We start from the raw sequence: 26,043 nt of genomic DNA on the forward strand, positions 1-26,043 counted from the left end.
CAATCTAATGGATTGACGTATTCACCCTCGCGCCGCATAGCTTGTCAAGATCAAACATCGGGACGACGGCGCAACCCCGTCCGCCCCGGGCCATCGAGCTGGCGAGAATGTGCATGACTGTGACGCAGCCCCCTTCACCCCTGCCCGAAACGCCGGCGGTGCTGGTCGATCTCGCGGTGGTCCGGCGCAATATCGCGCGCTTCCAGTCCTATGCCGACGCGCATGGGCTGAAGGTCCGCCCGCACATCAAGACCCACAAGCTGCCACCCGTCGCGCGGATGCAGCTGGCGGCCGGCGCGGTCGGCATCACCTGCCAGAAGGTCTCCGAGGCCGAGGCGATGGTCGCCGGCGCGCCGGAGATCGGCGACGTACTGATCACCTACAACATTGTCGGCGCAGGCAAGCTCGCCCGCCTCGCGGCGCTGGCACGGCGGGTCGCGCTGTCGGTGGTGGCCGACAGCGAGGCGGTGATCGCCGGCCTCTCCGCCACCTTCGCCCCGGAGCCGAAGCCGCTCGCCGTGCTGGTGGAGTGCGACACCGGCGCCCGGCGCTGCGGGGTCGACCGGCCGGAACGCGCGGCCGCCCTCGCACAGGTCATCGCCGCATCGCCGGGCCTCGTCTTCGGCGGGCTGATGACCTATCCCCCGGCCGGCGGCGCGGCGGCGGTCGAGGCGTTCATGGTGGAGGCGAAGGCGCGGATCGAGGCCGGCGGCCTTGCCGTGCCGGTCATCACCTCCGGCGGCACGCCCTCGATGATGCAGGCGGCCGAGGCGCCGGTGACCACGGAATACCGCCCCGGCACCTATGTCTACAATGACCGCTCGCTGGTGGAGCGCGGCGTCTGCGGCTGGGACGACTGCGCCCTCACCGTGCTCGCCACCGTCGTCTCGGTGCCGGCGCCGGGCCGCGCTATCATCGATGCCGGGTCAAAGACGCTGACCTCCGACCTGCTCGGGCTCAGCGGCTATGGCCATGTGCTCGGCCGGCCGGACATCGCCATCGACCAGCTCTCCGAGGAGCACGGCCGGCTGGTCAACGAGGGGCCGATCGGGCTTGCGGTCGGCGAGACCGTGCGCATCGTGCCCAACCATGCCTGCGTGGTCACCAACATGGTGGACGCGGTGTACGCGCTGGACGACGGGCGGCTCGAACGCTGGCCGGTGCCGGCGCGCGGCTGCATCACCTGACGGGGGCGCGGCTCTGGCGGGCGCGTCAGTGGTGGCTGCCGTCAGTCGTGGCCGACGAGGAAGTCGGACACCGCGCGCAGGCAGGCCTCCTTCTCCTCCACATGCGGCATGTGGCTGGACTCCGGGAACAGCACCCACTGGCATCCCGGCACCTTCTCGACATAGGGCCGCACCACCTCCGGCGTCGCCTCGTCATGGGCGCCGGAGATCAGCAGCGTCGGCGCCATGATGGCGTGAAGCCGGTCCTCGATGGTCCAGTCCTTCATCGTGCCGATGACGTGGAACTCGGTCGGCCCGTTCATGTGGCGGTAGACGGTGTTGTCCGCGTCCATCGCCGCGAAGGTGCGGGCGACCTCCTCCGGCCAGGGCGTGACGCGGCAGACATGCCGGTCGTAGAACACCCGCGAGGCCGTGATGTAGTCCGGGTCAGTCAGCGTGCCGGCGGCCTCGTGGGCGAGCAGCGTCGCCTGCACCTCGGCCGGCAGTTCGCGGCGCAGCCGGTTGGCCTCGGCCACCCAGGTGTGCATGTTGGCGGGCGAATTGGCGATGATGAGGGCCTTGAGACCCTGCGGCCGGCGCACCGCGTGCTCGGCGCCCAGCATCCCGCCCCAGGACTGGCCGAGAAAGGCGTAGCGCGGCGCAATGCCAAGATGGGCGAGCAGGGCATCGAGTTCCGCCAGGAACAGGTCGACGGTCCAGAACTCCGGACCCTTCTCCGGCAGATGGGTGGAGTGGCCATTGCCGAGCTGGTCGTAATGGATGACCGCGCGGCCATCGAGCGCGGCGATGCCCTTGAAGGAATCGACATAGTCATGGGTGCAGCCCGGCCCGCCATGGGCCACCACCAGCGGCAGGCGCCCGCCGTCGAGATCGCCCGTCACCCGGTACCAGGTCTCGTATCCCCGGAAGGGCATGCGCCCTTCCACGCTCGCCAGCGCGTTCATGCCGGTTCTCTCCTGCGGCCGTCCTTCGATGGCCGGGAGGATAGGCAGTCGCGCCGGGAGGCGGCAGCTATAAGGAATGATAGGCGAAGAGAGGCCGGGACCGGCGCATCAGTCGAGCAGGCGCAGCCGCGCGGCGCGCACCGCCGCCTGGGTGCGGTTCTTCGCCTCCAGCTTGCGCATGGCGGCGTTGAGATGCATCACCACCGTCGGCACCGAGCGGCCGAGCAGGCGGGAAATCTCCTTGGCCGAGAGCCCCTCGGCGGCGTGGCGCAGGCATTCGCGCTCGCGGGCGGTCAGCCGGGGCAGCCCGTCGAGCCGGCGATCCTCGCGCAGCACGGTCGTCGCCGCGTGCTGGAACAGGTGGGCGAGCAGGCCGAAATCACCGAGGCAGCCCGGCGCGTCGCGTTCGGCGAAGCGCCCGTCGCCGCAGCGTATGCCGGTTACGGTGGCATAGTCGCCGCCCGGCATGTGCACCGGCACGGTGACGCCGGCGCTCAGCCCCCGCGCGGCGAGGAAATCGGCCACCGGGGCGCTGTCCTCGTTCATGAAGCCGCGGATCAGCGTTTCGGCCCGGGGGTCATAGTTCCACACGAAGGGCCGCGTGGTGCCCAGCGCCACCTTCTGCACCGGGTCGAGGCGGAAATAGCCGCGATCGAACCAGTAGTCGCGCATGGTCTCGTCGACATTGCGCAATTCCAGCACCGAGGGCAGCATCTGCTCGCCATGCAGATCGTAGCGTGCCGGGGTATAGTCGTAGATCAGCGCATCGAAGCCGAAATCGGCCATCGCCTCGAACAGCAGGTCGACCCGTGCGCCCAGCGTGGATGCGGCGCCGAGCCGCTGCTCAATGGTCCCGATGTCGGCACCCATGGCCGCGCGTCCTTCTCCGGTCTGCGGGGTGCAACCTATCACTTCTTATAGCTGGTTTGGACTCCCGATTTCTCTAGGAATTGAGCATGCCTTTTTGTTGAGCAGGGACGGGCCGAAGCAATGTGGCGTGAGATCGAGCCGCATGAGCGGCGTGAGGTAATGGTGGGCACGCACCGCGTCGTCGCCTATCTGTTCGGCGCCGGCGAGGAAACCGTGCTGCTGCTCAATGGCGGCCCGGGCCTGCCCTGCGACTATCTGCGCGAGGCGCATTCCTGCCTGATCGACCATGGCTACCGCGTCGTCGCCTTCGACCAGCTCGGCACCGGCGCCGCCGACCGGCCGACCGACCCGGCGCTGTGGACCATCGGGCGCTATGTCGAGGAGACCGAGACGGTGCGCACCGCGCTCGGCCTCGGCAAGGTGCACCTGCTCGGCCATAGCTGGGGCGGCTGGCTCGCCATCGACTACGCCCTCGCCTACCCGCAGGCGCTGAAAAGCCTGATCCTCGCCGACACGGTGGCGGACATGCCGCACCTGGTGAGCGAACTGGAGAAGCTGCGCGCCGCGCTCGGCCCGGAAACGGTGGCGATGATGCAGAAGCACGAGGCGGCCGGCAGTTTCGACCATCCCGAATACCAGGCCGCCATCACCCTGCTGAACTACCGCCACGTCTGCCGGCTGGCGCAATGGCCGGCGCCGGTGCAGCGCTCGCTGTCCGACTGGAACATGGGCCCGTACATGACCATGCAGGGGCCGAACGAGTTCCTCTATACCGGCAATCTGAAGGACTGGAACCGCATTCCCGACCTGCCTGGCATCACCGTGCCGACCCTCGTCGTGGTGGGCGAGCGCGACGAACTGACCCCGGCCTGCGCCATGAAGATGAACAACGCGCTGCCGGATGCGCGCATCAATGTGGTGGCCAATGCCAGCCACATGCCGTTCTACGAAAATCCGGCGGGCTACTACCCGCCTTTGCTCGACTTCCTCGCCAGCGTATCGCGATAGAGATGCACCGCTACTCCTTCATCCTCACGCGCCCGCTGCAATTCGTGCCGGTGGTGTTCGGCGTCAGCCTCATCACCTTCATACTGGTGCGGATGATCCCGGGCGACCCCGCCCGCGTGCTGCTGGGCGCGCGCGCCACCCCGACCGCGATCGCCAATATCCGGGCCCAGTACGGGCTCGATGAGCCGCTGTGGCTGCAATATGTCTACTTCCTGCGCAACCTCGCCCATGGCGAGATGGGCACCTCGATCGTCTACAAGATCGACGTGCTGCGGCTGATCGCGACCCGCATCGAGCCGACCTTCGCGCTGGTGCTGTGCAGCGTGCTGCTCTCCATCCTCATCGCGGTGCCGCTCGCCGCGCTCGCCGCCCGCAACCAGGGCCGGCCGGTCGACCATGCGATCCGCATCGTCTCCACCTTCGGCATCGGCTTCCCCCCGTTCTGGCTCGGGCTGATGCTGATGATGCTGCTGGCGGTGAGGTTTCCGCTGTTTCCGGTCTCCGGCTATGGCGACACGCTGGGCGAGAAGCTCCTCCACCTCGCTTTGCCCTCGCTCACCATCGCGCTGTCGCTGTCCACCGTGCTGCTGCGCTCGCTGCGCGCGGCCATGGTCGACTGGCTGAAATCGGATGTCGCGACCGCCGCCCGCGCCCGCGGCATGCCGGAGCACATCGTGTTCTGGCGCCATGTGCTGCCCAACTCCATCGCCCCCTCGATCAACCTGCTGGCGGTCAATATCGGCTGGCTGATCGGCGGCACGGTGGTGATCGAGAGCATCTTCGCCGTGCCGGGCATGGGGCAACTGCTGGTGCGGGCCATCTTCTCGCGCGACTACATGGTGGTGCAGGGCGTCGCCATGGTGTTTGCCTGCGCCACCGTGCTGGTGAACTTCCTCGCCGACATCGCCACCGTCTTCGTCGACCCCAGGGTGAAGCTGTGAGCGCGCCCGCCCTCCCCCGCCCGCTCAACCCCACGCTGGTCGCCGGGCTCGCCATCGTCGGCCTGTTCGCGCTGGCCGCCCTCGCCGCGCCGCTGATCGCGCCCGCCGACCCGATCTACCAGGACGCGGCGGCGCGGCTGCAGGCGCCGTCCCTCGCCCATCCGTTCGGCACCGACAATTTCGGCCGCGACATCCTCTCGCGCATCATCTACGGCGCGCGGGTGGACCTGCAGATGGCGGTGATCGGGGTGTTCTTCCCGCTCGTCATCGGCACGGTGATCGGGGCGCTGGCCGGCTTCTTCGGCGGCCTCGTCGACGCGGTGCTGATGCGGCTGATCGACATCATCCTCGCCTTCCCGTTCCTCGTGCTGATGCTCTCGATCATCGCCATTCTCGGGCCGGGCCTTTCCAGCTTCTACATCGCCATGGCGCTGGTCGGCTGGGTGTCCTATGCGCGGCTGATCCGGGCGCAGATCCTGGTGCTGAAGAACGCCGATTACGCGGTGGCGGCAGTGAGCCTCGGCTTCTCCCGCTCGCGCGTGCTGTTCCGCCACCTGCTGCCCAATTCGGTGGCGGGCTCGCTGGTGTTCTGCATGTCCGACGCGGTGCTGGTGCTGCTGTCGGGCGCGGCGATCTCCTATCTCGGGCTCGGCGTGCAGCCGCCCACCGCCGAATGGGGCATCATGGTCGCAGAAGGCCAGGCCTTCCTGTCGCAGGCGTGGTGGATCACGCTGTTTCCCGGCCTGTCCATCGTCTTCCTCGCCTTCGGCTTCTCGATGATCGGCGACGCGCTCGGCGAAATCATGGGGGTCCACGAGTGAGCACCCCCACCCCCGGCGCACCGCTGCTCTCCGTCCGCGACCTCACCGTCGTCGTCCGTGGCGCGCAGGGCCAGCGTGCCCTGCTCTCCCGCGTCTCGCTCGACCTCGGCAAGGGCGAGATTCTCGGCCTGGTCGGCGAGAGCGGATCGGGCAAGAGCCTGTTCTGCCGCTCGCTGGTGCAACTGCTTCCCTCGCGCGCGCTTGCCGTTACCGGCGGCACCGCCGTGATGGCGGGGCGCGACCTGCTCAGCCTGAGCGAGGCCGACATGGGTGCCCTGCGCGGCGCCAAGATCGGCATGATCTTCCAGAACCCGTCGAGCCATCTCGACCCGGTCATGCGCGTCGGCGACCAGATCGCCGAGGGGCTGATGTTCCACCGCAAGCTCGGCCGCAAGGCGGCGAAGGCCGAAGCCATCGCCATCATGACGCAGGTGGGCTTCACCGACCCGGCGCGGCAATTCGCCAGCTACCCCCACGAATTCTCCGGCGGCATGCGCCAGCGCGCGATGATCGCGGTGGCGCTGGCCTGCGACCCCGATATCCTGATCGCCGATGAGCCCACCACCGCGCTCGACGTCACCATCCAGGCGCAGATACTCAAGCTGCTGATGGACCTGCGGGACCAGCGCGGCCTCTCCATCATCCTCATCACCCACGACCTCGGCGTCGTTGCCCAGACCTGCGACCGCATCGCCGTGATGCGGCAGGGGGAACTGGTGGAACAGGGCCCCAAGCGCGACCTCCTCGCCCGGCCGCAGCACCCCTATACGCAGGCGCTGATTGCCAGCCATCCGTCCATGGACGAGGCCGCACCGACCGAGCCGCCGGCGCCACCGGCCCCGCCGCGCCGCCCGCTGATGGAGATCGACGACCTCCATGTGCGCTACCCCGTGAGCGGCGGGCTGTTCGGCCGGCGGCGCAGCTTCAGCGCCGTCGCCGGGGTTTCGCTGCGGATCATGCCGGGCGAGACCGTGGGCATCGTCGGCGAGAGCGGATCGGGCAAGTCGACCCTGGCGCGCGCCATGCTCGGCCTGGCCCCGATTTCCGACGGCCACGTCAGCTTCGACGGCGACAGCCTGCGGCTGAAGCGGGACGCCACCCTCGCCAAGATGCGGCGCCAGGCCGCCATGGTGTTCCAGGACCCGTTCAACTCGCTCAATGCGCGCCTCACCATCGGCGAGACGCTGGCCGAGGTGCTGCGGGTGCAGGGCAAGGTTGCGCGCGCGGCCATTCCCGCCCGGGTCGAGGAGTTACTGCGCCTCGTGGAACTCGATCCCGGCCTCGCCGGGCGCCGCCCGCGCCAGCTCAGCGGCGGCCAGTGCCAGCGCGCCGGCATCGCGAGGGCGCTGGCGGTGGAACCCCGGCTGATCGTCGCCGACGAATGCGTCGCCGCGCTCGACGTCACCATCCAGGCGCAGATCGTCGACCTGTTCCGGCGGCTGGTGGCGACCATGGACCTGACCCTCGTCTTCATCGCCCATGACCTCGCCATCGTGCGCCACCTGTGCGAGCGGGTGGTGGTTATGCATCACGGCCGGATCGTCGAGGAAGGCGCCTGCGCCGAGGTGTTCGAACACCCGCGCGAGGCCTACACCGCCGCCCTGATCGCCGCGATCCCCGACATCGACCCCGACCGGCCGCTGCACGCGCCGCCGGCGGGCGCCCTCACCGCCTGACCCTCCAGAGGAAGAACGACATGAAAACCGCATTCAGGAAGTCCCGCCTCGCGGCTTTTGCCGCGCTCCTTTCGCTGTCCACCAGCTTTGCCCATGCCGCCGGCGTGCTCACCATCGCGCGCAACGAGGATTCGACCACCTTCGACCCGATCAAGTCGGCGCAGAATGTCGACAACTGGGTGTTCTCCAACGTGTTCGACGTGCTGGTGCGGGTGGATGCCACCGGCACCAAGCTGGTGCCCGGCCTCGCCGAGAGCTGGACCGTCTCCGATGACGGCCTGACCTACACGTTCAAGCTGCGCGACGCCAAGTTCTCCGACGGGGCGCCGGTGACCGCCGAGGACGCCGCCTTCTCGCTGACCCGCATCCGCGACGACAAGGGCTCGCTCTGGTCGGACAGCTTCACCATCATCGACACCGCCACCGCCACCGATCCCAAGACCCTGGTGGTCAAGCTCAAGAGCAAGTCGGTGCCGTTCCTGTCGATGATGGCGCTGCCCAACGCCTCGGTGCTGCCGAAGAAGCTGGTCGAGGGCGCGAATGCCGACACCTTCGCGGAGAATCCGGTCGGCTCCGGCGCCTTCAGCCTGGCCGAGTGGCGCCGCGGCGACCGCGTCATCCTGAAGAAGAACCCGAACTACTGGGACGCCGACAAGGTGAGCCTCGACGGCGTGGAATGGCTGGTCATTCCCGACGACAATACCCGCATGCTGAAGATCCAGGCCGGCGAGGTCGATGCCGCCATCACCGTGCCGTTCTCGCGCGTCGCCGAGCTGAAGACCAACCCCGACCTGAAGGTGATCAGCGATCCCTCGACCCGCGAGGACCACATGCTGATCAACCATGAGCACGGCCCGCTGGCCAAGAAGGAGGTGCGCGAGGCGCTGGACATGGCCATCGACAAGAAGGCGATCGTCGACGCCGCCACCTTCGGCCTCGGCGAGGTGGCCTATTCCTACATTCCGAAGGGCTCGCTCTACCACTACGCCGACAATCTCCAGCGCCCCTACGACCCGGAGAAGGCCAAGAAGATGCTGGCCGACGCCGGCGCCTCGGACCTGACGCTGAACTACATCGTCAATGCCGGCAAGGAGACCGACGAGCAGATCGCCGTCCTCATCCAGCAGCAGCTCGCCCAGGCCGGCGTCACCGTCAACCTGCAGAAGGTCGACCCCAGCCAGAGCTGGGACATGCTGGTCAACGGCGACTACGACATCTCGGTCATGTACTGGACCAACGACATTCTCGACCCGGACCAGAAGACCACCTTCGTGCTCGGCCACGACACCAACATGAACTACATGACCCGCTACAAGAACGACGAGGTCAAGGCGCTGGTGGAAGCCGCGCGGCTGGAAACCGACCCGACCAAGCGCGAGGCGATGTATGTCACGCTGCAGAAGCTGGCCAAGGGCGACGTCAACTGGATCGACCTCTATTACAGCCCCTATATCAACGTCACCCGCAAGAACATCGAGAACTTCCACCAGAACCCGCTGGGCCGCTTCTTCCTTGAAGAGACGGTGAAGAACTGAGGCAGGCGCCACTGCGCTTGCGTCAGACGAGGTGGCACGGGAGGGTTGGCGCGCCGGCGTCGCCTGTCCCGTGCCCGGCTGCCATGCCTGACAACTGTGCCGACATCGCCTCGGCGACGCGCGGGTCTGGCCGGAGGCGGACGGCCGGAGGCGGGGTCAGGTCGCGGAAGATGTGGCCGGCGGTCGGAAAAGCGTGCAATAGCAGCAGCACCGGCGCGTCGGCGCGCCCCGCCGCCGGAGCCTGTGCGCCCGCCCGTCCTCACCGCCTCAGATCGCCGGCCAGCCATGTTCCGTTTCATCCATTCGAGCGACCTGCATCTGGGCAAGCGTTTCGGCAATTTCGAAGGCGACCTGCCGGGCCGGCTGCGCGAGGCGCGGCATGCGGTGATCGGCCGGCTGGCGCAGCACGCGCGGGACCAGGGCGCCGGCACCATCCTGCTCGCCGGCGACAGTTTCGACACCGAGACCCCGGCGCCGGATGTGCGCCGGCAGGCACTTGCCGAGATGCGCCACCACGCGCCGCTGCGCTGGGTCATCCTGCCCGGCAACCATGATTCTCTCCAGGCGACGCCGCTCTGGACGACGCTGAGAGCGGAGGCGCCGGACAATGTGATCCTCGCCATCGAGCCGCGCCCGATGGAACTGGCGCCGGGCGTGGTGCTGCTGCCCGCCCCCTGCACCACAAGGCGACCGGGCCGCGACCTGACCGAATGGATGGACGCGGAGGCCACGCCCGAGGGCACGGCGCGCCTCGGCCTCGCCCATGGCGCGATCCGCAGCTTCTCCGAGGACGCGGTGGCGGGCGATGTCATCGCGCCCGACCGGGCGCGGCGGGCCGGCCTCGCCTATCTCGCGCTCGGCGACTGGCACGGCGCGGTGGAGGTCGATCCGCGCACCCGCTACTGCGGCACCCCCGAGCCCGACCGGTTCAAGCATGAGCGCCCCGGCGAGGCGCTGCTGGTGAGCCTTGCCGGCCCCGCTGCCCTGCCGCAGGTGACGGCCCTGCCCACGGCCAGCTTCGCCTGGCGCGAACTCGACCTGCATCTGCTGGAGGGCGACGATCCGGTGCCGGCACTGGCGGCCTTGCTGCCGGAGGCGCGATGCCGCCGCCAGACCCTCGCCCGCGTGGTCGCGACCGGGCGCACCCGGCTTGAGGGACATGCGGCGCTGGCGCGGGCGATCGAGGACGCAGCGCCGGATTTCGCCTTGCTGACTCTGGACGATGCCGGACTCGCCACCGGCTGCGAACCGGGCGATCTCGACCTGATCGACCGCGCCGGGGCGCTGCGCGAGGCAGCCAATGCGCTGCTCGCCGAGACGCAGGATGCCAGCCTCTCCGCCGCCGAGCGTGCCGTGGCGAGCGCGGCGCTGGCGCGGCTTTATGCCTACGCCCGGCCGTCCTCGGACACCCCGGTGACGCCATGAAGATCGAGGCGCTGCGGCTGTTCAACGTCAAGCGCTTCGCCAATCGCGGCGTGGCCATCGAGGGCATCGGCGACGGCGTCAACGTGCTGTGCGCCGCCAACGAGTTCGGCAAGTCGACCAGCTTCGAGGCGCTGCACGCGCTGTTCTTCCAGTCCCATTCCGGCACGCCGGGCGATGTGCAGAAGCTGCGCCCCTATAGCGGCGGCAGCCCGCTGGTGGAGGCCGACATCGCGACCGCCGAGGGCCGCTTCCGCATCACCAAGCAATATTATGGCGGGCGTTTCGCCCGCGTCACCGATCTGGCGAGCGGCCGGCTGGTGGCGCAGGCGGACCAGGCCGAGAACTTCATCGCCGGCCTGATCAAGGGCGGCACGGCGGGGCCGGCCGGCCTGCTCTGGGTGCGCCAGGGCATCACCGGCATAGAGAAGCGCAGCCGCTCGGAAGAGGACAGCGAGAAGCAGGTGCGCGCGAGCCTGCTGGAATCCGTGCAGGGCGAGGTGGAGGCGGTTACCGGCGGCCGGCGCATGGCCGAGATCATGGCGGCGACGCAGGAGGCGCTGGCCGAACTCGTCACCGCCACCGGCCGCCCCAAGGCCGGCGGGCGCTACGCCGCCGCCATTGAGGCGCGCGACCGGCTCGTGGCACAGGAGCAGCGGCTGGCGGACGACGTCAGGGCCCTGCGCGAGGCGCTGGACCGCCGCGCCGTCGCGGCGAAGCGGCTTGCCGAACTGGAGATTCCCGACGAGCGGCAGGCGCGGCGCCAGGCGGTGGCGGCGGCGCAGGCGGCGTTCGATGCCGCCAAGGCGCAGGGCGAGACGCTGCGGGTCGCCGAGGCCGAACTCGGCCTTGTCCGCGAACTGCGCGACGGGGCGCAACGCGATCTCACCCGCTTCCAGGCGGCGCTCGGAGCGGCGCAGGCGCTGGGGGAGAAGCTTTCCGGCGCCGAGCGCTCGCGCGGCGAGGCGGTGGGCCGGCGCCATGCCGCGGTGGCGGCGATCGAGGCGGCCACGGCCGAGATCGAGGCGGCGGAGACCGGCGAGCGGGACACGCGCGACCTGCTCGCCCGGCTGGATGCCGCGTTGAAGGCCCGCGAGGCGGGCGAGCGCCATGCGGCGCTGGCGGAGCGGCTGCGCGAGGCGGAGGCCACCCGGCAGGCGGTCGAGGACGGCGAGGCGAGGCAGGCGCTGGCGGCCGTGCCGGCGGCCACCATCGACGAACTCCAGGCGCTGGAGATCGACATCGCGCGTCTGCGCGCCGTGGAGGAGGCCGCCCGCCCCTCGGTCGCGATCGCCTATGAGGCCGGGGCCGCCGCGGCCGTGACGATGGACGACACCCCGCTCGCCGGGGGCGAGGAGCGCGGCTATGACGGGCAGGCGCAATTGGCCATCCCCGGCATCGGCACCCTCACCCTGCGCGCGAACCGCCCGGCCCGCAGCGACGGCCGCCGGAACGCGGCCGAGGCTAAGCGCCGGACGCTGCTCGCGGCGATGGGCGTCGACACGCTCGATGCCGCGCGGGAGCGCCAGTTCCGGGCCCAGCAGATCGATGCCGAGCTGCGCGAATGGCGCGGCCGGCTGGCGCTGCTCGCACCGCAGGGGCTGGCCTCGCTGCGCGAAGAGGTCGCGGCGCAGGGCGCGACCCGTGCCGAGGCGCTTGAACTGAAGGACGACCCGGTGCAGGTCCGCGCCGCGCTGGGGCGCGCCGAGGAGCGGCGGACCCTGGCCCGGCAGGCGCTGCGCGAGGTGCAGCCGCTGCGGGCCGGCGCGGACGAGGCCTTCGTCACCGCCGAGACCGCCCTCGCCGCGCTGAGGGCGGAGCGGGCGCAGGTGGAGGCGATCCTCGGGCCGGAAGACTCGCGCGGCGAGCGGGAGCGGGCTTTGGCGAGCCGCCTCGACCTCCTCGCCGGGCGATGTGCGGCGGCCGAGGCGCAGGTGGCGGGCCTGCGCGCCGGCGTCGTCGATATCGAGACCGTCGAGGCGGCGCTGCGGCGCGCCCGCTCGGTGGAGGACGCCGCCGACAAGGAGGCGAGCGCGCTGCGCGAGGCCATTGCCGGCCTCAACGCGGAAATCCGGGCCCGTTCGGACGAGGCGGTCGAGGAAAGCTGGGGCGAGGCCCGGGAGGCGCTTGCCGCAGCGAACACCCGCGCCGAGGCTTTCGCCGCCGAGGTCCGCGTGCTGCAGCGGCTGGCCTCGGCGCTCGATGCCGCCCGCTCGCAGGCGCGCGAGCTCTATCTCAAGCCGGTGATGACCGAGCTGAAGCCCTTGCTCGGCCTGCTGTTCGACGATGCCGCGATCACCTTCGACGACAAGACGCTGCTGCCCCAGAGCCTCCGCCGCAACGGCCATGACGAGGATGTCGAGCGCCTCAGCGGGGGGATGCGCGAGCAGCTCTCGGTGCTGACCCGGCTGGCCTTCGCCCGGCTGCTGGCGCGCGACGGGCGGCCGGCGCCGGTGATCCTCGACGACGCGCTGGTCTATTCCGACGACGACCGCATCGAGCGGATGTTCGACGCGCTGCACCGCCAGTCGCGCGACCAGCAGATCATCGTCTTCTCCTGCCGCCAGCGCGCCTTCCAGAGGCTGGGCGGCCATGTTCTCACGATGACGGACTGGCAGCCCTGACCGATCCGGGGGTCGCTCTCAGCGCAGGCGTTCGGCCAGATAGTCGACGAAGACGCGCACCCGCGCGGGCATGTTGGCGCCGCCGACGAAGACGGCATGGATCGGCTCGACATCGCCCGGATTGAAGTCTTCGAGGAGGGGCACGAGGCGGCCGCTCGCAAGCTCGTCGACGACGCCGAAATTGCCGACGCGGGCGATTCCGACCCCGTCCGCCGCAAGCTGTCCCAGCGTCTCGCCACTATTGGCCTCGATGGTCCCGGTCACGGCCAGCGCGTAGTCGCGCCCCTCGCGACGGAACGGCCATACCGGCTCGGCACGGCGGAAATTGAAGTTCAGGCAATTATGCTGGAGCAGGTCCTCCGGCACGCGCGGCGTGCCGTGCCGCTGGAGATAGGCGGGCGAGGCGACCACGCTGCGCCCGGTCTCGCCGAGACGCCGCGCCGTCAACGCGCTGTCCGCCAACGGCCCGAACCTGATCGCCACATCCGCCTGCCCCGCCGCCACGTCGACGACGGTGTCGGTCAGGCTGATATCGATGAGGATATGCGGGTAGCGGTGGGCGAAATCGCCCAGCAGGGGCACGATGCACAGACGGCCATGCGAGAAGGCGGCGCTCACCCGCAGCCGCCCGCGCGGGGCGCCCTGGTCGGCTATGACCCGTTCCGCCTCGTCGAGATCGGCCAGAATGCGGCGGGCGGCGCCGAGATAGGCCTGCCCCTCCGCCGTCAGGGTGAGGGCGCGGGTGGTGCGGATCAGCAGCCGCACCCCCAGCCGCGCCTCGATGCGGTCGATGGTCCGGCTCACCGCCGAGGGGGTGAGGCCCAGCGCGCGGCCGGCGGCGGAAAAGCTGCCCGTGCGTGCAATGGTCGAGAACACTTCCAGCTCCCGCGCGCGGTCCGCCCCTTCCATCACCATCTTTGCATCCAGTTCAAAAATGCTTGGCCTGCAACAGCCCTACTCCGCCATGAACGGGGCGTCCATCTTTGCGGGGAAACCTAATCTCACTCTTGGAGGCCACATTGGAACATAGGCAGTTGGGATCGTCGGGGTTGCGGGTGCCCGCGCTCAGTTTCGGTGCCGGAACGTTCGCCGGCAGCGGGCCGCTGTTCAGCGCATGGGGCCGGAGCGACGCCGATGAAGCGCGCCGTCTGGTCGACATCTGCCTGGAAGCGGGCGTCAACCTGTTCGACACCGCGGATGTCTATTCCGACGGCGCCTCGGAGCGGGTACTGGGCGAGGCCATCAGGGGCCGCCGCGACGCCGTGCTGATCTCCACCAAGACCGGCCTGCCGACCGGCGACGGGCCGGGCGACTGGGGGGTGTCGCGCAGCCGGCTGATCCGCCAGGTCGAGGCGGCGCTGCGCCGTCTCGGAACCGACTACATCGACCTCCTGCAACTGCACGCCTTCGACGCCTCGACGCCGGTGGAGGAACTGCTCGCCACGCTGGAGACCCTCATCACATCGGGCAAGGTCCGCTACACCGGCGTCTCCAACTACCCGGGATGGCAGCTGATGAAGGCGCAGGCGGCCGCGGCGCGCGACGGGCGCCCGCGCTTCGTCGCCCACCAGGTCTATTACTCGCTGGTCGGCCGGGCCTATGAGAACGACCTGATGCCGCTCGGGGCGGACCAGGGCGTCGGCGCGCTGGTGTGGAGCCCGCTGGGCTGGGGCCGGCTGACGGGCCGAATCCGCCGCGGCACGCCGATTCCCGAGGGCAGCCGCCTGCACGAGACCGCCGCCTTCGCCCCGCCGGTGGAGGACGAGCACCTCTACCGCGTCGTCGACGCGCTGGACGCCATCGCCGGGGAAACCGGAAAGACGCTGCCGCAGATCGCGATCAACTGGCTGCTGCAACGCCCGACCGTCGCCTCCGTCATCATCGGCGCCCGCAACGAGGAGCAGTTGCGCCAGAACCTCGGCGCCATCGGCTGGTCGCTGACCCGCGAGCAGATGGCGGCGCTCGATGCCGCCAGCGATGTCCTGCCGCCCTATCCCCACACCCCCTATCGCCAGCAGGAAGGGTTCGCCCGCCTGAACCCGCCGCTGGTCTGACAGGAAGCCTCGCCATGAAAATCAATCCTCCGCTTCTCGCGCTGGCCGCCGGCGCGTTCGGCATCGGCGTGACCGAGTTCGCCCCCATGGGCCTGCTGCCGGTGATCGCCAACGATCTCGGCGTCTCCATCCCGACCGCCGGCCTGCTGATCAGCGCCTACGCCATGGGCGTCATGCTGGGGGCGCCGCTGATGACGCTCACCACCGGCCGGGTGCCGCGCCGCACCCTGCTGATCGGCCTGATGGCGATCTTCACCCTCGGCAACCTGATCGCGGCGCTGTCCACCAGCTACGAGATGCTGCTGGCGGCACGGCTGATCACCTCGCTCAACCATGGCGCCTTCTTCGGCGTCGGCTCGATCGTCGCCGCCGGCCTGGTGCCGGAGAACCGGCGCGCCGGGGCGGTGGCGTCGATGTTCATGGGCCTGACCATCGCCAATGTCGTCGGCGTGCCGCTGGCGACCTGGGCCGGCGACCTGATCGGCTGGCGCGCCGCCTTCTGGGGCATTGCCGGGCTCGGCGTCGTCGCCATGGCGTCGCTGCGCCTGACGCTTCCGAAGGTCGCGGCCGACGCCGGAGGCGACATGGTGTCGGAACTGAAGGTGCTCGGCCGTGGCCCGGTGCTGATGGCGCTTGCGCTCACGGTGATCAGCTCCACCGCCATGTTCACCGTGTTCACCTATATCGCGCCGATCCTGCAGCGGGAAACCGGCGCGTCGATCGGTTTCGTCACGGCGATGCTCGTGACCTACGGCGTCGGCCTCACCGTCGGCAACTGGCTGGGCGGCCGGTTCGCCGACCGGTCGGTCGACCGCACGCTGGTCGTCACTCTGGCCTCGCTGGCGGTACTGCTGGTCGCCTTCGCGCTGGCCATGCCCTTCGCAGTGCCGACCGTCGGGCTGATCTTCCTGTGGGGGGTGGCGAGCTTCGCCCTGGTGCCGCCGCTGCAGATGCGGGTGATGGCCGCCGCCTCGGACGCGCCGAACCTCGCCTCGGCGGTGAATATCGGCGCCTTCAACCTCGGCAACGCCATCGGCGCGGCGCTGGGCGGAGCGGTGATCGCCGGCGGGCTGGGCTATCCCGCCGTCGCCCTGGCGGGTGCGGCGGCGGCCGCGTCCGGCCTGGCGCTGGTGCTGCTGATGGTGCGCCGCCCGCCGGCCGTCGCGGTCTGCGGCCTGCCCTGACGCGCCAAGCCGTCGCCCCACCTCCGGGCTCTCAGCCCGGCGGCGCAATGATAACCGGGCCGATGACCAGCGCGTCGGCGGTGAACCGCTCCAGTCGGCCCGGCAGGTAGAAGACGTCCGCGACCAGATCGTGCTCGGCAACCGTCCAGTGCGGGTCGTCGTCCCTGCGCTGGACCCAGACGAAGCGCGACGTCTCCGGCTCGGGGACCTCGCCGCTTCTGACCGCCCTTATCTGGGCGGCCAGTTCCGGGGTGACGACACCCGATCGCACAATGGAATCGAGCTGCTCGGCCACGCTCTCCGGGATAGGTTTCGCCCCCGTGCTCCACCGGCGGGCGGTCCGAACGTCGACGCCAATGAGCTTCGCGATGCCCGCCGGGGTGTAGCCGAGCTTTGCCAGCGCCTGCTGGAATTCCTCCGGGGTCATCGGCCGGCCTGTCCGTTGCGACGGCGCGTAGCCGCTGCCGGGGCCTGCATTCGGGCCAGCGGCCGGGTGGTGTCGCCATCTGGCGCGCGCGTGGGGATGGGTGCCGGCCGCATCACGGCAACGTCCCGGTCAAGACATAACGCAGCAGCTGAACCACCTGCTCGGGGTGCTCGGCGACAGCGAGAGCCGCGGCGTCGACCTCCTTCAGGGCATGCTGGTGCTCGGGCCCGTGCAGCACGATGAGCGACTTGCCCAATGCCGCGGCCATGCCGGCATCGAAGGCAGCGTTCCATTGCCGGTATTTCTCGCCGAAGCGCACCACCACCACGTCGGCCTGGCCGATCCCGCGGCGGGTGCGGATGGCGTTAAGCTGGGCGCCCTTGCGGTCATGCCAGAACTTGTTCTCCTCCGCCCCGAGAATGGCCACGCCGCAATCGTCGCTCGCCTCGTGATCCGTCACCGGGCCGTCAAAGCGGACATCGAGATCGGCCGCACCGGCAGTGATCTGCTCACGCCAATCGGTGTGGATTTCACCCGACAGATAGACCCGCAGCGTCATGATGCTTCCTCCTGCTGAACCCGCGCGCAATAGCAGGACCGGGCCGCAGTGGCTATGTCGACGATCCGCCAGCCGAGAGCTGGAAGCGTCGGCTGATCCCGGCCGGTCGGCGAGAAATACGGACGGGCCATCACGCAACCGGCACGAGATCGCGGCTTCACGGCTGGCGTCCGCGCGGCATCCAGAGGGCGAGCAGCGCGGCGATGCCGGCGAAAGCAGCGAGCAGCGCCCATGCCTCGTTGATCGCCTGCGTGAGCGCCGCCGCCTCGACGAGCGGCCGCACCATCGCCTCTATCGCCGGATCGACCGGCAGCATCACCGGCCCGTCGAGCGCTCCCGGCGGCAGGCCGATGATCGCCGCGGCGCCGGCGTCGCCGGCGAGCAGGCGCTGCTTGAGCGCGCCGGCAAGGACCGGCGCGCGGCCGAAGATCACCGTGTCGCAGGCGGCGATGCCGATGGCGCCGCCGAGATTGCGCATGAGGTTGAACATCGCGCTCGCATCCGGCACCTCCGGTGCGGGCAGGTTGCCGAGCGCCAGCCGGGTCGGCGGCAGCAGGCACAGCATGATCGCCACCCCGCGCACGACCTGCGGCCAGAACATGCCGTCGAAATCGGTGTCGATGGTGGCCATGGTGCTGAGCGCCAGCCCGGTACCGAACAGCACGAAGCCGCCGACGGTGAGTGCCCTGGCCGGCAGGCCCCGCTCCAGCAGCACGGCAAGCGGGGACGTGACGAATTGCGTGAGGCCGGTCACCAGCATGACGAGCCCGATGGCGAGCGGCGGCTTGTGGCGCACCAGTGCCAGGAAGACCGGCATGAGATAGACCGAGCCGTACAGCCCGGCGCCGAACAGGAAGCTCAAGCCGCAGCCGAGCGCAAAGCCCGGCATGCGGAAGGCGCCCAGCCGCAGGAGCGGCGAGGCCGACGCCGTGGTGGAGCGACGCAGGAAAACAAGGGCGCCCCCGACGCTGGCGCCGAGAAGCCCGATGACGGGCGCCGACAGCCAGCCGCGCTGCGGCGCCTCCTTCAGCCCGATCTCCAGCGCGGCCAGCGCCCCGGCGATGAGAACGAGGCCGGTGAGATCGAGCGCCCGCAGCAGCGCCGGCTTCGCCTCCTCCCGCGCCAGCATGACCAGCCCGAGCACGCAGGCGACGATGCCGGGCGCGACATTGATCAGGAACAGCCAGTGCCAGGAGGTGCGCTGGGTGATCCAGCCGCCGACCACCGGGCCGACCACCGGCGCCAGCACCGCCAGCATGCCGGCGAGCGTCGTCGCCAGCCCCTGCACCCGATAGGGAAACAGGATGAAGATGGAGGAGAACACCAGCGGGATGAGCATGCCGCCGGTAAGGCCCTGCGCCACGCGGGCGGCGATCAGGCTGGCGAAGCCGCCGCTGAGGGCGCAGGCGATGGAGGCAAGGGTGAAGGCGCCGACCGCTAGGGCGAACAGCCGCCGCATGCCGAGCGCCCGCGTCAGCGCGCCGGTGAGCGCGATGGCGATGACCTCGGCGATGAGGTAGGCGGTCTGCACCCAGCTCATCCGGTCGGCGGGAATGGCGAGCGCGCCGCTGATCGCCGGCAGCGATGTCGCCACCACCTGAATGTCCAGCACCGCCATGAACATGCCGAGGCACATCGCGGCGAAACCGATCCAGGTGGCGGCGCCGACCCTCTCCTCTTCCGTCGCCACCGATGCGCTCATCGGGCAAGACCCAGCGCCGTATTCTCCGCCCGTATCCGAACCGTGAGCACGGCCGCGTTCAGCACCGAGAACAGCACCGCGTACCAGGCGAGGCCGAACATCAGCGGCAGCAGCGCGATCTCGCCCACCACCACGGCATAGTTGGGATGGGAGAGAAAGCGATAGGGCCCCCGGTGCACCAGCGGCGCGCCGGGCAGGACGAGGATGCGCGTCGTCCAGCGCGGGCCGAGCGTCGCCAGCACCCAGACACGCAGCAGTTGCAGCAGCGCATAGGCGGCGAGCAGGACGAGGTTCACCGGGCGGCCGGGCGCGAGCACCCACAGCCCGGCCAGCCAGCCGGCGTGCAGCGCCACCATGTAGCGGTAGTGGCCCGGCGCCCGCTCCACCGCGCCGGCGGCCAGCAGCCGGGCGGTGTTGCGGCGCGCCAGCACCAGTTCGCCGAGCCGCTGCAGCGTGACGAAGGCGAGGATGAGGACCGCTGCCATCGCCCGGCCCCCTCAGGCGGCACGGGCGAGGGAGACGCAGGTGGCGGTGAAGCCCGGCCCCATCGCCACCAGCGTCGCGCGCTCGGGCAACCCGTCATGAATCACCCGGTCGAGGATGAACAGCGCGGTCGGGGCGGACATGTTGCCATAGTCGGCGAGCACGCCGCGCTCATGGTCGAGCGAACCCTGTTCGAGCTCGAAGGAGCGCTCGATGGCGGTAACCACCTTGGCCCCGCCGGGATGGCAGACGAAGCGGCCGATGTCCTCGGTCTTCAGGCCCATGCGGGCGAGAATGCCCTCCACCGCCGGGCGGAGATTGGCGGCGGCGAAGGCCGGCACGTCCGGCACCAATATGACGCCGAAGCCGACCGGGTCGATGCTCCAGCCCATGATGCCGAGCGTGTCGGGCCACAGGTGCTCGCCGGCGCCCTCGATGACAGCGACGCCTGGCTCGCCGGCCCGCAGCACGATGGCCGCCGCCCCATCCCCGAACAGCGCCGAGGAGATCAGGTTGGCTTTGTCCGGCCGGTCGAGGCGGAAGGCCAGCGAGGAGAGTTCCACCGTCACCATCAGCACGGTGGCGCCGGGCTGGGCTTGGGCGATCCGGGCGGCGATGGCAAGCCCGGTCACGCCGCCGGCACAGCCGAGGCCGAACACCGGCACGCGCTCGATATCCGGACGCAAGCCCATGCGCCGGTGCACCATGGCATCAAGGCTGGGGGTGGCGATGCCGCTGGAAGAGACGAAGACGACGGCGTCGACCTCCCGCGCGGTGCAGCCGGCGGCGTCGAGCGCGCGGCTCGCCACGTCGACGAACAGGTCGCCGCCGACCTCCTGATAAACGGCCGTGCGCTCCGTCCAGTCGCGCGGCTGGAGATACCAGTCGAGCGGCCGCGCCATGTAGCGCTGGCGGATTCCGGTCGAGGCGAAGATGCCGGCCATGGTCTCGGAGCGCGCGAAGATGTCGGCGAAGACGTGATGCATCGCCGCCGCCACCTCCGGCTGCGGCAGGCGATGCTCCGGCACGGCGGTAGCGAGCGAGAGAAGGCCGGCACGGGCCAGGGGAGCGGCACGGCGCGCGGCCTGATGGTCGTAAGGCGTGGTGCTGGATTGAGGGTCGAGTATCTGCAGCATGATGGTCACTCGTCAGCAAGCCCTCCGCGTAGATGGACATCGGCGGATGGCCATCGCTTTCAAAACGAACGCAACGCTGGAGTGTCACGAACTAGTGAAACGGCGGGCCGCAGACTGAACGGAAGATGGACGCCGCCCGCCAGGCCCTTGCGCCTATACTCCCTCCAGTATATTCAAGCGGCTCAGCCGCGTGCGGAAGCGTGGCGCCGTGGTGTTGCGATGCCCCATTCGCCTGCTGACAAGAAGCGTGTCCTGACGCGGCTGCGCCGCATCAAGGGCCAGGCCGAGGCGCTGGAGCGGGCGATCGAGGCCGAGGCGGAATGCGGCGCGCTGCTGCAGCAGATTTCCGCGCTTCGCGGCGCCGCCGGCGGGCTGATGGCCGAGGTGCTCGACATCCATCTGCGCGAGAGCTTCGGGCAGAGGATGGCGGAGGTCGGCTCCCGGCCCGACACCGACGAACTCGACGCGATCATGAAGATCCTGCGCACCTATCTGAAATAGCCATAATCGACCTGAAGAGGGAACATCCGATGAAATCGCGTGCCGCCGTCGCCTGGGAAGCCAAGAAGCCGCTGACCATCGAGACCATCGAGATCGGCGGCCCCAGGCCCGGCGAGGTGCTGGTCGAGATCATGGCGACGGGCGTGTGCCATACCGACGCCTACACGCTGGACGGGCTGGATTCCGAGGGCAAGTTCCCGGCCATTCTCGGCCATGAGGGCGCGGGCATCGTGCGCGAGGTCGGCGCCGGCGTCACCTCGCTGAAGGTCGGCGACCACGTCATCCCGCTCTACACGCCGGAATGCCGGCAGTGCAAAACCTGCCTGTCGCAGCGCTCGAACCTGTGCACCTCGATCCGCGCCACCCAGGGCCAGGGCCTGATGCCCGACCGCACCACGCGCTTCTCCTGCGAGGCGGTGGGCGGCCGCAGCGGCGAGATCTTCCATTACATGGGCTGCTCGACCTTCTCCAACTTCACCGTGCTGCCGGAGATCGCGCTGGCCAAGGTGCGCGAGGACGCCCCCTTCGACAAGATCTGCTACATCGGCTGCGGCGTCACCACCGGCATCGGCGCGGTGGTCTACACCGCCAAGGTGTGGCCGGGCGCCAATGTCGTGGTGTTCGGCCTTGGCGGCATCGGCCTCAACGTGATCCAGGGCGCCCGCATGGTCGGCGCCGACAGGATCATCGGCGTCGACATCAACCCGGCCAAGGTCGAGATGGCCCGCAAGTTCGGCATGACCGACTTCATCAATCCGAAGGAGGTCGGCAATGACAAGGTGGTGGGGGCGATCCAGGACCTCACCGATGGCGGCGCCGACTTCACCTTCGACTGCACCGGCAATGTGAACGTGATGCGCCAGGCGCTGGAGGCCTGCCACCGCGGCTGGGGCACCTCCATCGTCATCGGCGTGGCGCCGGCCGGGGCGGAAATCGCCACCCGCCCGTTCCAGTTGGTCACCGGGCGCAACTGGCGCGGCTCCGCCTTCGGCGGCGCGCGCGGGCGCACCGACGTGCCGAAGATCGTCGACTGGTACATGGAGGGCAAGATCAACATTGACGACCTGATCACCCACACCATGCCGCTCGACGAGATCAACACCGCCTTCGATCTGATGCACGAGGGCAAGTCGATCCGCTCCGTGGTGATCTACTGATGGGTGCGGCGATGGAAACGGTCTCGCAGGCGAAGTCGCATGGCGGCGTGCAGGGCGTCTACCGGCATGAATCGAAGGTCACTGGCACGCCGATGACCTTCGCCGTGTTCGTGCCGCCGCAGGCCGCCGACGGCCCGGTGCCGGTTCTGTGGTATCTGTCGGGCCTCACCTGCACCCATGCCAATGTGATGGACAAGGGCGAATACCGCGCCGCCGCGAGCGCCCAGGGCGTCATCATCGTGGCGCCCGACACCAGCCCGCGCGGCGCCGAGGTGCCGGACGAGCCCGACAACTGGCAGTTCGGCTCGGGCGCGGGGTTCTATCTCGACGCCACCCAGGCGCCCTATGCCACCCATTACCGGATGTACGCCTACATCATGGAAGAACTCACGGCGCTGGTGGCGGCGGCGTTTCCGGCCGATATGAGCCGGCAGGGCATTTTCGGCCATTCCATGGGCGGGCACGGTGCGCTCACCTTCGCGCTGAAGCACCCGGACCGGTTCAAGAGCTGCTCGGCCTTCGCCCCGATCGTCCAGCCCTCGACGGCGGACTGGTCGCGGCCGGCGCTGGAAAAATATCTCGGCGCGGACGAGCGGGCCTGGCGGGCCTATGACGCCGTGGCGCTGATCGAGGATGGAAAACGCTTCCCCGAATTCCTGGTCGACCAGGGGTCGGCCGACCCGTTCCTCGCCACCGGGCTGCGCCCGGAACTGCTGGAACGGGCCTGCGAAGCCGCCGGCATCCCCCTCACGCTGAACCTGCGCGAGGGCTACGACCATTCCTATTTCTTCATTTCCACCTTCATGACCGACCACATCGCCTGGCATGCCGCCCGCCTCAAGCGATGAGAGGCGGCGGCGGCCGAGCGCGAAGAGCTACTGCGCTTCGCCGTGAGAACCATCGGCTGCGCCAGGAGCGCGACATCCTGTCAAAGGCGGCGGCCTGGTGCGCCCGCGAGAGCAAGGCGAATCCGAACGGGTTTTCCAGCTCATGAGCACGCACCAGGCCGTCTTTCCGACCATGGCGCCGCGCGCAAGACCTATGGTGCACCGCGCAGTCAGCCAAGCTCAAGGCCGAGGGCGTGGCGATCGGCAAGAGGCGCGCGGCTCGCCTGATAAGCGCCGCCGGGCTTGTCGGCGCCAGCCGGCGCAGGAGCGTCACGACGACGAAGCGCGATCCTGATCATCGGCCGGCGCACGATCTGGTCCGGAGGAACTTCTTCGTCGAGAAGCCGAACGAACTGTGGGTCGCCGACATCACCTTCGTGCCCACGCTCGTCGGCTTCCTGTTCCTGGCGGTCGTGCTCGACGCCCTCGACAGGGCGCTCGCCATGCGCGAGCCTGAGAATGCGGGTCAACTTCCAGGATTTACAATCCGAATCTATTCTAGGTTGTTTGCGCTGCGATGCGCGTCATCTCCAGGCAGAAGTCTAGGAATGCGCGGACCTTGGCGGCCGGGTTCCGTCTCGATGGATGAACCGCGTAGAGCGGAAACACCTCTCCCGGCCAGTCTGGAAACAGGTCTACGAGCCGCCCGGCATCAAGATGACCTCGCACGCCAAGCGCCATCACCTGCGCGATGCCGGCTCCGGCCAGGCACATCGTCAGCATGGTATTGACGTCGGTCAGTAGCACTGGTCCGGATGTCGCGACGGGAAGCACGGTTCTTCCGCGCTGGAACTGCCACTCGAAAGGGTGGCCCGTCTGGGGGTCGCGAAACTGCAGGCAGGCGTGGCCGGCGAGATCCTCTGGCCGTTGCGGGCGCCCATACTGCTCAAGATAGGCTGGGGAAGCGACCGTCAGTATCCGGGTTTCGAGCAGCAACCGCGCGACCATGGATGACAGCGGTTGCGGCCCGAATCGGACCGCGAGGTCGATACCGTCAGAGACGAGATCACCGATCGAATCGCGCGTGTAGATCTCGATCCTGAGGTCAGGATATTTCTTGCAGAGGGCCGGCAGGTGCGGCGCAAGCACAAGGCACGAGAAGAATGGATCGACGTTGATCCGCAGCCGCCCGCGAACCTGGCTGGCCGATCCGGACGCCACACTGGCCGCGTCTTCTATGCCCTCCAGATGCGGCAGCACCTCCCCATAGAAGCGTGCGCCCTCCGCGGTCAGCCGAAGTGACCGCGTGGTGCGGTCAAGCAACCTCACGCCGACGCGGTTCTCCAGGCGGGCGACCGCGCGGCTGACGCCCGAAGGCGACAGGCCCAGCAGTTCGGCGGCTCTCGCAAAGCTGCCGGCCTCCACGACGGCGGCAAGAACGCTCACGCCGGCCAGCAACCTTCCGTCAAACGTCATCCTGATCCTCGCTGCCCGTCAGCCTTCATCAGCCTTCAGGAGGCATCGCCGCACCCTCCCACCCATACTCGGAATGCCGCATCTATTTGGATGATTTCTGATCACGAGTGCACTGACAAAAATACGCTCAAATCACGAATAAGCCCAGCGCATATTCCTCTCCGTCCTCGCAGGCAGCCGATCGACGTGGCTGGCCAGGAAACGAGAGGGAGACCGCATCAATGGAAATCGCGCGTACAAAAGCAAGTTTTGTAATCGTCGGCGGCGGCAGTGCGGGATGCGTTCTTGCCAGCCGGCTTTCCGAACGTCCTGAGAACCGGGTCGTCCTGATCGAAGCGGGGCAGGATACGCCGCCCGACCTCATCCCGGAGGACATTCTCGCCACCTATCCTGGCCGCGCCATGGCCAATATGAACTACTTCTGGGAGGGTCTCCGCGCGCAGCGTGGCAATGGTGCCCACATCCCCCCGGCCGGCCGCGCTCCCGGCTTTTTCCATCAGGCCCGCGTCATGGGCGGTGGTTCGAGCATCAATGCGCAGATCGCCCTCCGAGGCCTGCCGCGCGACTTCGACGGCTGGCAGGACGCCGGGGCCGAGGGCTGGAACTGGGAAGCGGTGCTCCCGTTCTTCCGCAAGCTCGAGCACGATGTGGATTTTTCCGGGCCTCTGCACGGCCAGGATGGTCCGGTGCAGATTCGTCGCGTTCCGCTCAATCGCTGGGATCCGTTCACTCAAGCCATCGGGGCGGTCTGGCACGCTCAGGGACACGCCTATCTCGCTGACATGAACGGCGACTTCGGCGACGGCTATTCGGCGGTGCCGTTCACCAATGACGGCAGCCAACGCTGGTCAAGCGCCCGCAGCTATCTGACCAGGAAAGTCCGTAGCCGCCCCAATCTGACCATTCTCGGCCGAGCCTGATGTCTGCTTCAACTTCCTCGACGACCCACGCGACCGCAGGCGCATGATCGACGCCTTCCGGGCGAGCGCCGAAGCGCTGATGCACGGCGCCCTGGCGAAGTTGATCGACAATCCCTTTCCCTCCGCCTTCACCGAGCGTGTCGCCAGCATCTCTGTCCCGAACCTGCGAACCACAGTCCTGACCAACATCGCCGCGTCATTGCTCGACACCGGCATCACGGTCCGGACCCTGTTGATGAACCACGTGATCAATGAGGGGCCCGCGCTCGCATCGCTGATGGCCGATGATCAGGCCATGAGCGACTATGTCGCCGGCGCCGTTGTCAGCCTCTGGCATCCGAGCTGTACCTGCCGGATGGGGCGCGAGAACGACCCCGATGCCGTCGTCGACCGACACGGCCGGGTCATCGGCGTCGAGGGCCTGATGGTCGCCGACGCCTCCATCATGCCGAACGTTCCAACCACCAACACCAACCTTCCGACTCTGATGGTCGCCGAACGCATCGCCAGCGAACTGCTCGGCACCACGGGCACGCCTGCGACCCAGCACCGCGCCGACGCGCGGGTCGGCTGACCTTCCATCCAAGGC

The 26,043-nt window shown here is 69.2% G+C and carries 24 protein-coding genes; 15 read left to right on the forward strand and 9 right to left on the reverse strand.

The window, feature by feature from the left end; genetic code table 11:
* Window positions 1-113: 113 nt before the first annotated feature.
* Window positions 114-1,187, forward strand: coding sequence for an alanine racemase (locus tag KHC23_RS08380; RefSeq protein ID WP_213371380.1), 1,074 nt, complete (start codon window positions 114-116; stop codon window positions 1,185-1,187).
* Between the two features lie 41 nt (window positions 1,188-1,228).
* Here the strand turns inward: KHC23_RS08380 and KHC23_RS08385 are convergent, their stop codons facing one another.
* Together KHC23_RS08385 and KHC23_RS08390 are read right to left on the reverse strand one after the other, a co-directional pair.
* The gene (locus KHC23_RS08385) at window positions 1,229-2,131 is read right to left on the reverse strand and encodes a proline iminopeptidase-family hydrolase (RefSeq protein ID WP_213371382.1); all 903 of its coding nucleotides are present in this window, start codon (window positions 2,129-2,131) and stop codon (window positions 1,229-1,231) included.
* A gap of 108 nt (window positions 2,132-2,239) precedes the next feature.
* Window positions 2,240-3,001, reverse strand: coding sequence for a helix-turn-helix transcriptional regulator (locus KHC23_RS08390; RefSeq protein WP_213371384.1), 762 nt, complete (start codon window positions 2,999-3,001; stop codon window positions 2,240-2,242).
* Window positions 3,002-3,121: 120 nt separating this feature from the next.
* Here KHC23_RS08390 and KHC23_RS08395 point away from each other — a divergent pair, with 120 nt between their 5' ends.
* The 7 genes from KHC23_RS08395 (at window position 3,122) to KHC23_RS08425 (ending at window position 13,028) form a co-directional block, all read left to right on the forward strand.
* A complete protein-coding gene (locus KHC23_RS08395) occupies window positions 3,122-4,009 on the forward strand; it encodes a proline iminopeptidase-family hydrolase (RefSeq protein WP_213371386.1) in 888 nt (295 codons plus the stop codon).
* 2 nt (window positions 4,010-4,011) lie between these two features.
* Window positions 4,012-4,950, forward strand: a complete 939-nt coding sequence (locus KHC23_RS08400) for an ABC transporter permease (protein ID WP_213371388.1) — start codon at window positions 4,012-4,014, stop codon at window positions 4,948-4,950.
* Between the two features lie 35 nt (window positions 4,951-4,985).
* A complete protein-coding gene (locus KHC23_RS08405) occupies window positions 4,986-5,771 on the forward strand; it encodes an ABC transporter permease (RefSeq protein ID WP_246544468.1) in 786 nt (261 codons plus the stop codon).
* Window positions 5,768-7,447 (forward strand): dipeptide ABC transporter ATP-binding protein, encoded by a 1,680-nt coding sequence (locus tag KHC23_RS08410; protein WP_213371392.1) that lies wholly within the window; start codon window positions 5,768-5,770, stop codon window positions 7,445-7,447. Before KHC23_RS08405 ends, KHC23_RS08410 begins: the two co-directional genes overlap by 4 nt.
* 20 nt (window positions 7,448-7,467) lie before the next feature.
* The gene (locus tag KHC23_RS08415; RefSeq protein ID WP_213371394.1) at window positions 7,468-8,982 is read left to right on the forward strand and encodes an ABC transporter substrate-binding protein; all 1,515 of its coding nucleotides are present in this window, start codon (window positions 7,468-7,470) and stop codon (window positions 8,980-8,982) included.
* Window positions 8,983-9,267: 285 nt separating this feature from the next.
* Complete coding sequence (locus tag KHC23_RS08420; protein WP_213371396.1) at window positions 9,268-10,407, forward strand: metallophosphoesterase family protein; 1,140 nt, start codon at window positions 9,268-9,270, stop codon at window positions 10,405-10,407.
* Window positions 10,404-13,028, forward strand: a complete 2,625-nt coding sequence (locus tag KHC23_RS08425; protein ID WP_213371398.1) for an AAA family ATPase — start codon at window positions 10,404-10,406, stop codon at window positions 13,026-13,028. Before KHC23_RS08420 ends, KHC23_RS08425 begins: the two co-directional genes overlap by 4 nt.
* A gap of 18 nt (window positions 13,029-13,046) precedes the next feature.
* Here KHC23_RS08425 and KHC23_RS08430 read toward each other — a convergent pair whose 3' ends face one another.
* The gene (locus tag KHC23_RS08430; protein ID WP_213371400.1) at window positions 13,047-13,943 is read right to left on the reverse strand and encodes a LysR family transcriptional regulator; all 897 of its coding nucleotides are present in this window, start codon (window positions 13,941-13,943) and stop codon (window positions 13,047-13,049) included.
* A gap of 104 nt (window positions 13,944-14,047) precedes the next feature.
* Here KHC23_RS08430 and KHC23_RS08435 point away from each other — a divergent pair, with 104 nt between their 5' ends.
* Window positions 14,048-15,082 carry an aldo/keto reductase gene (locus tag KHC23_RS08435; RefSeq protein WP_213371402.1) on the forward strand — a complete coding sequence of 345 codons (1,035 nt, stop codon included), beginning with the start codon at window positions 14,048-14,050 and terminating at the stop codon, window positions 15,080-15,082.
* A 14-nt stretch (window positions 15,083-15,096) separates the two neighbouring features.
* The gene (locus KHC23_RS08440) at window positions 15,097-16,266 is read left to right on the forward strand and encodes an MFS transporter (protein ID WP_213371404.1); all 1,170 of its coding nucleotides are present in this window, start codon (window positions 15,097-15,099) and stop codon (window positions 16,264-16,266) included.
* Window positions 16,267-16,297: 31 nt separating this feature from the next.
* On the opposite strand, the gene KHC23_RS08445 is transcribed toward KHC23_RS08440, so the two are convergent.
* The 5 genes from KHC23_RS08445 to KHC23_RS08465 form a co-directional block, all read right to left on the reverse strand.
* Window positions 16,298-16,693 (reverse strand): helix-turn-helix domain-containing protein, encoded by a 396-nt coding sequence (locus tag KHC23_RS08445; RefSeq protein WP_213371406.1) that lies wholly within the window; start codon window positions 16,691-16,693, stop codon window positions 16,298-16,300.
* Between the two features lie 112 nt (window positions 16,694-16,805).
* Window positions 16,806-17,252, reverse strand: a complete 447-nt coding sequence (locus KHC23_RS08450; protein ID WP_213371408.1) for a YtoQ family protein — start codon at window positions 17,250-17,252, stop codon at window positions 16,806-16,808.
* Window positions 17,253-17,409: 157 nt separating this feature from the next.
* A complete protein-coding gene (locus KHC23_RS08455) occupies window positions 17,410-18,954 on the reverse strand; it encodes a DHA2 family efflux MFS transporter permease subunit (RefSeq protein WP_213371410.1) in 1,545 nt (514 codons plus the stop codon).
* Entirely contained in the window at window positions 18,951-19,439 is a 489-nt protein-coding gene (locus KHC23_RS08460) for an isoprenylcysteine carboxyl methyltransferase family protein (RefSeq protein WP_213371413.1), read from the reverse strand. The genes KHC23_RS08455 and KHC23_RS08460 overlap by 4 nt, the downstream gene beginning before the upstream one ends.
* Before the next feature lie 12 nt (window positions 19,440-19,451).
* A complete protein-coding gene (locus KHC23_RS08465; protein ID WP_213371415.1) occupies window positions 19,452-20,573 on the reverse strand; it encodes a type III polyketide synthase in 1,122 nt (373 codons plus the stop codon).
* Window positions 20,574-20,792: 219 nt separating this feature from the next.
* Between KHC23_RS08465 and KHC23_RS08470 the strand changes: the two genes are divergently transcribed.
* From KHC23_RS08470 to fghA, 3 genes are read left to right on the forward strand one after another with little or no spacing between them, the layout of a single operon-like run.
* On the forward strand, window positions 20,793-21,074 hold the full coding sequence (locus KHC23_RS08470; protein WP_213371417.1) for a metal/formaldehyde-sensitive transcriptional repressor: 282 nt from the start codon (window positions 20,793-20,795) through the stop codon (window positions 21,072-21,074).
* Window positions 21,075-21,103: 29 nt separating this feature from the next.
* Window positions 21,104-22,231 (forward strand): S-(hydroxymethyl)glutathione dehydrogenase/class III alcohol dehydrogenase, encoded by a 1,128-nt coding sequence (locus tag KHC23_RS08475; protein WP_213371419.1) that lies wholly within the window; start codon window positions 21,104-21,106, stop codon window positions 22,229-22,231.
* A gap of 11 nt (window positions 22,232-22,242) precedes the next feature.
* Window positions 22,243-23,079: an S-formylglutathione hydrolase gene (gene fghA, locus KHC23_RS08480; protein ID WP_213371483.1), complete on the forward strand. Its 837-nt coding sequence runs from the start codon at window positions 22,243-22,245 to the stop codon at window positions 23,077-23,079.
* 537 nt (window positions 23,080-23,616) lie between these two features.
* On the opposite strand, the gene KHC23_RS08485 is transcribed toward fghA, so the two are convergent.
* Window positions 23,617-24,534, reverse strand: coding sequence for a LysR family transcriptional regulator (locus tag KHC23_RS08485; protein WP_213371421.1), 918 nt, complete (start codon window positions 24,532-24,534; stop codon window positions 23,617-23,619).
* A 221-nt stretch (window positions 24,535-24,755) separates the two neighbouring features.
* Here KHC23_RS08485 and KHC23_RS08490 point away from each other — a divergent pair, with 221 nt between their 5' ends.
* Window positions 24,756-25,454 carry a GMC family oxidoreductase N-terminal domain-containing protein gene (locus KHC23_RS08490; RefSeq protein WP_213371424.1) on the forward strand — a complete coding sequence of 233 codons (699 nt, stop codon included), beginning with the start codon at window positions 24,756-24,758 and terminating at the stop codon, window positions 25,452-25,454.
* Window positions 25,455-25,497: 43 nt separating this feature from the next.
* Window positions 25,498-26,028, forward strand: coding sequence for a GMC oxidoreductase (locus KHC23_RS08495; protein ID WP_246544438.1), 531 nt, complete (start codon window positions 25,498-25,500; stop codon window positions 26,026-26,028).
* Window positions 26,029-26,043 lie beyond the last annotated feature (15 nt).

It is taken from the genome of Ancylobacter dichloromethanicus, from assembly GCF_018390645.1.
GTDB classification, from domain to species: Bacteria; Pseudomonadota; Alphaproteobacteria; order Rhizobiales; family Xanthobacteraceae; genus Ancylobacter; species Ancylobacter dichloromethanicus.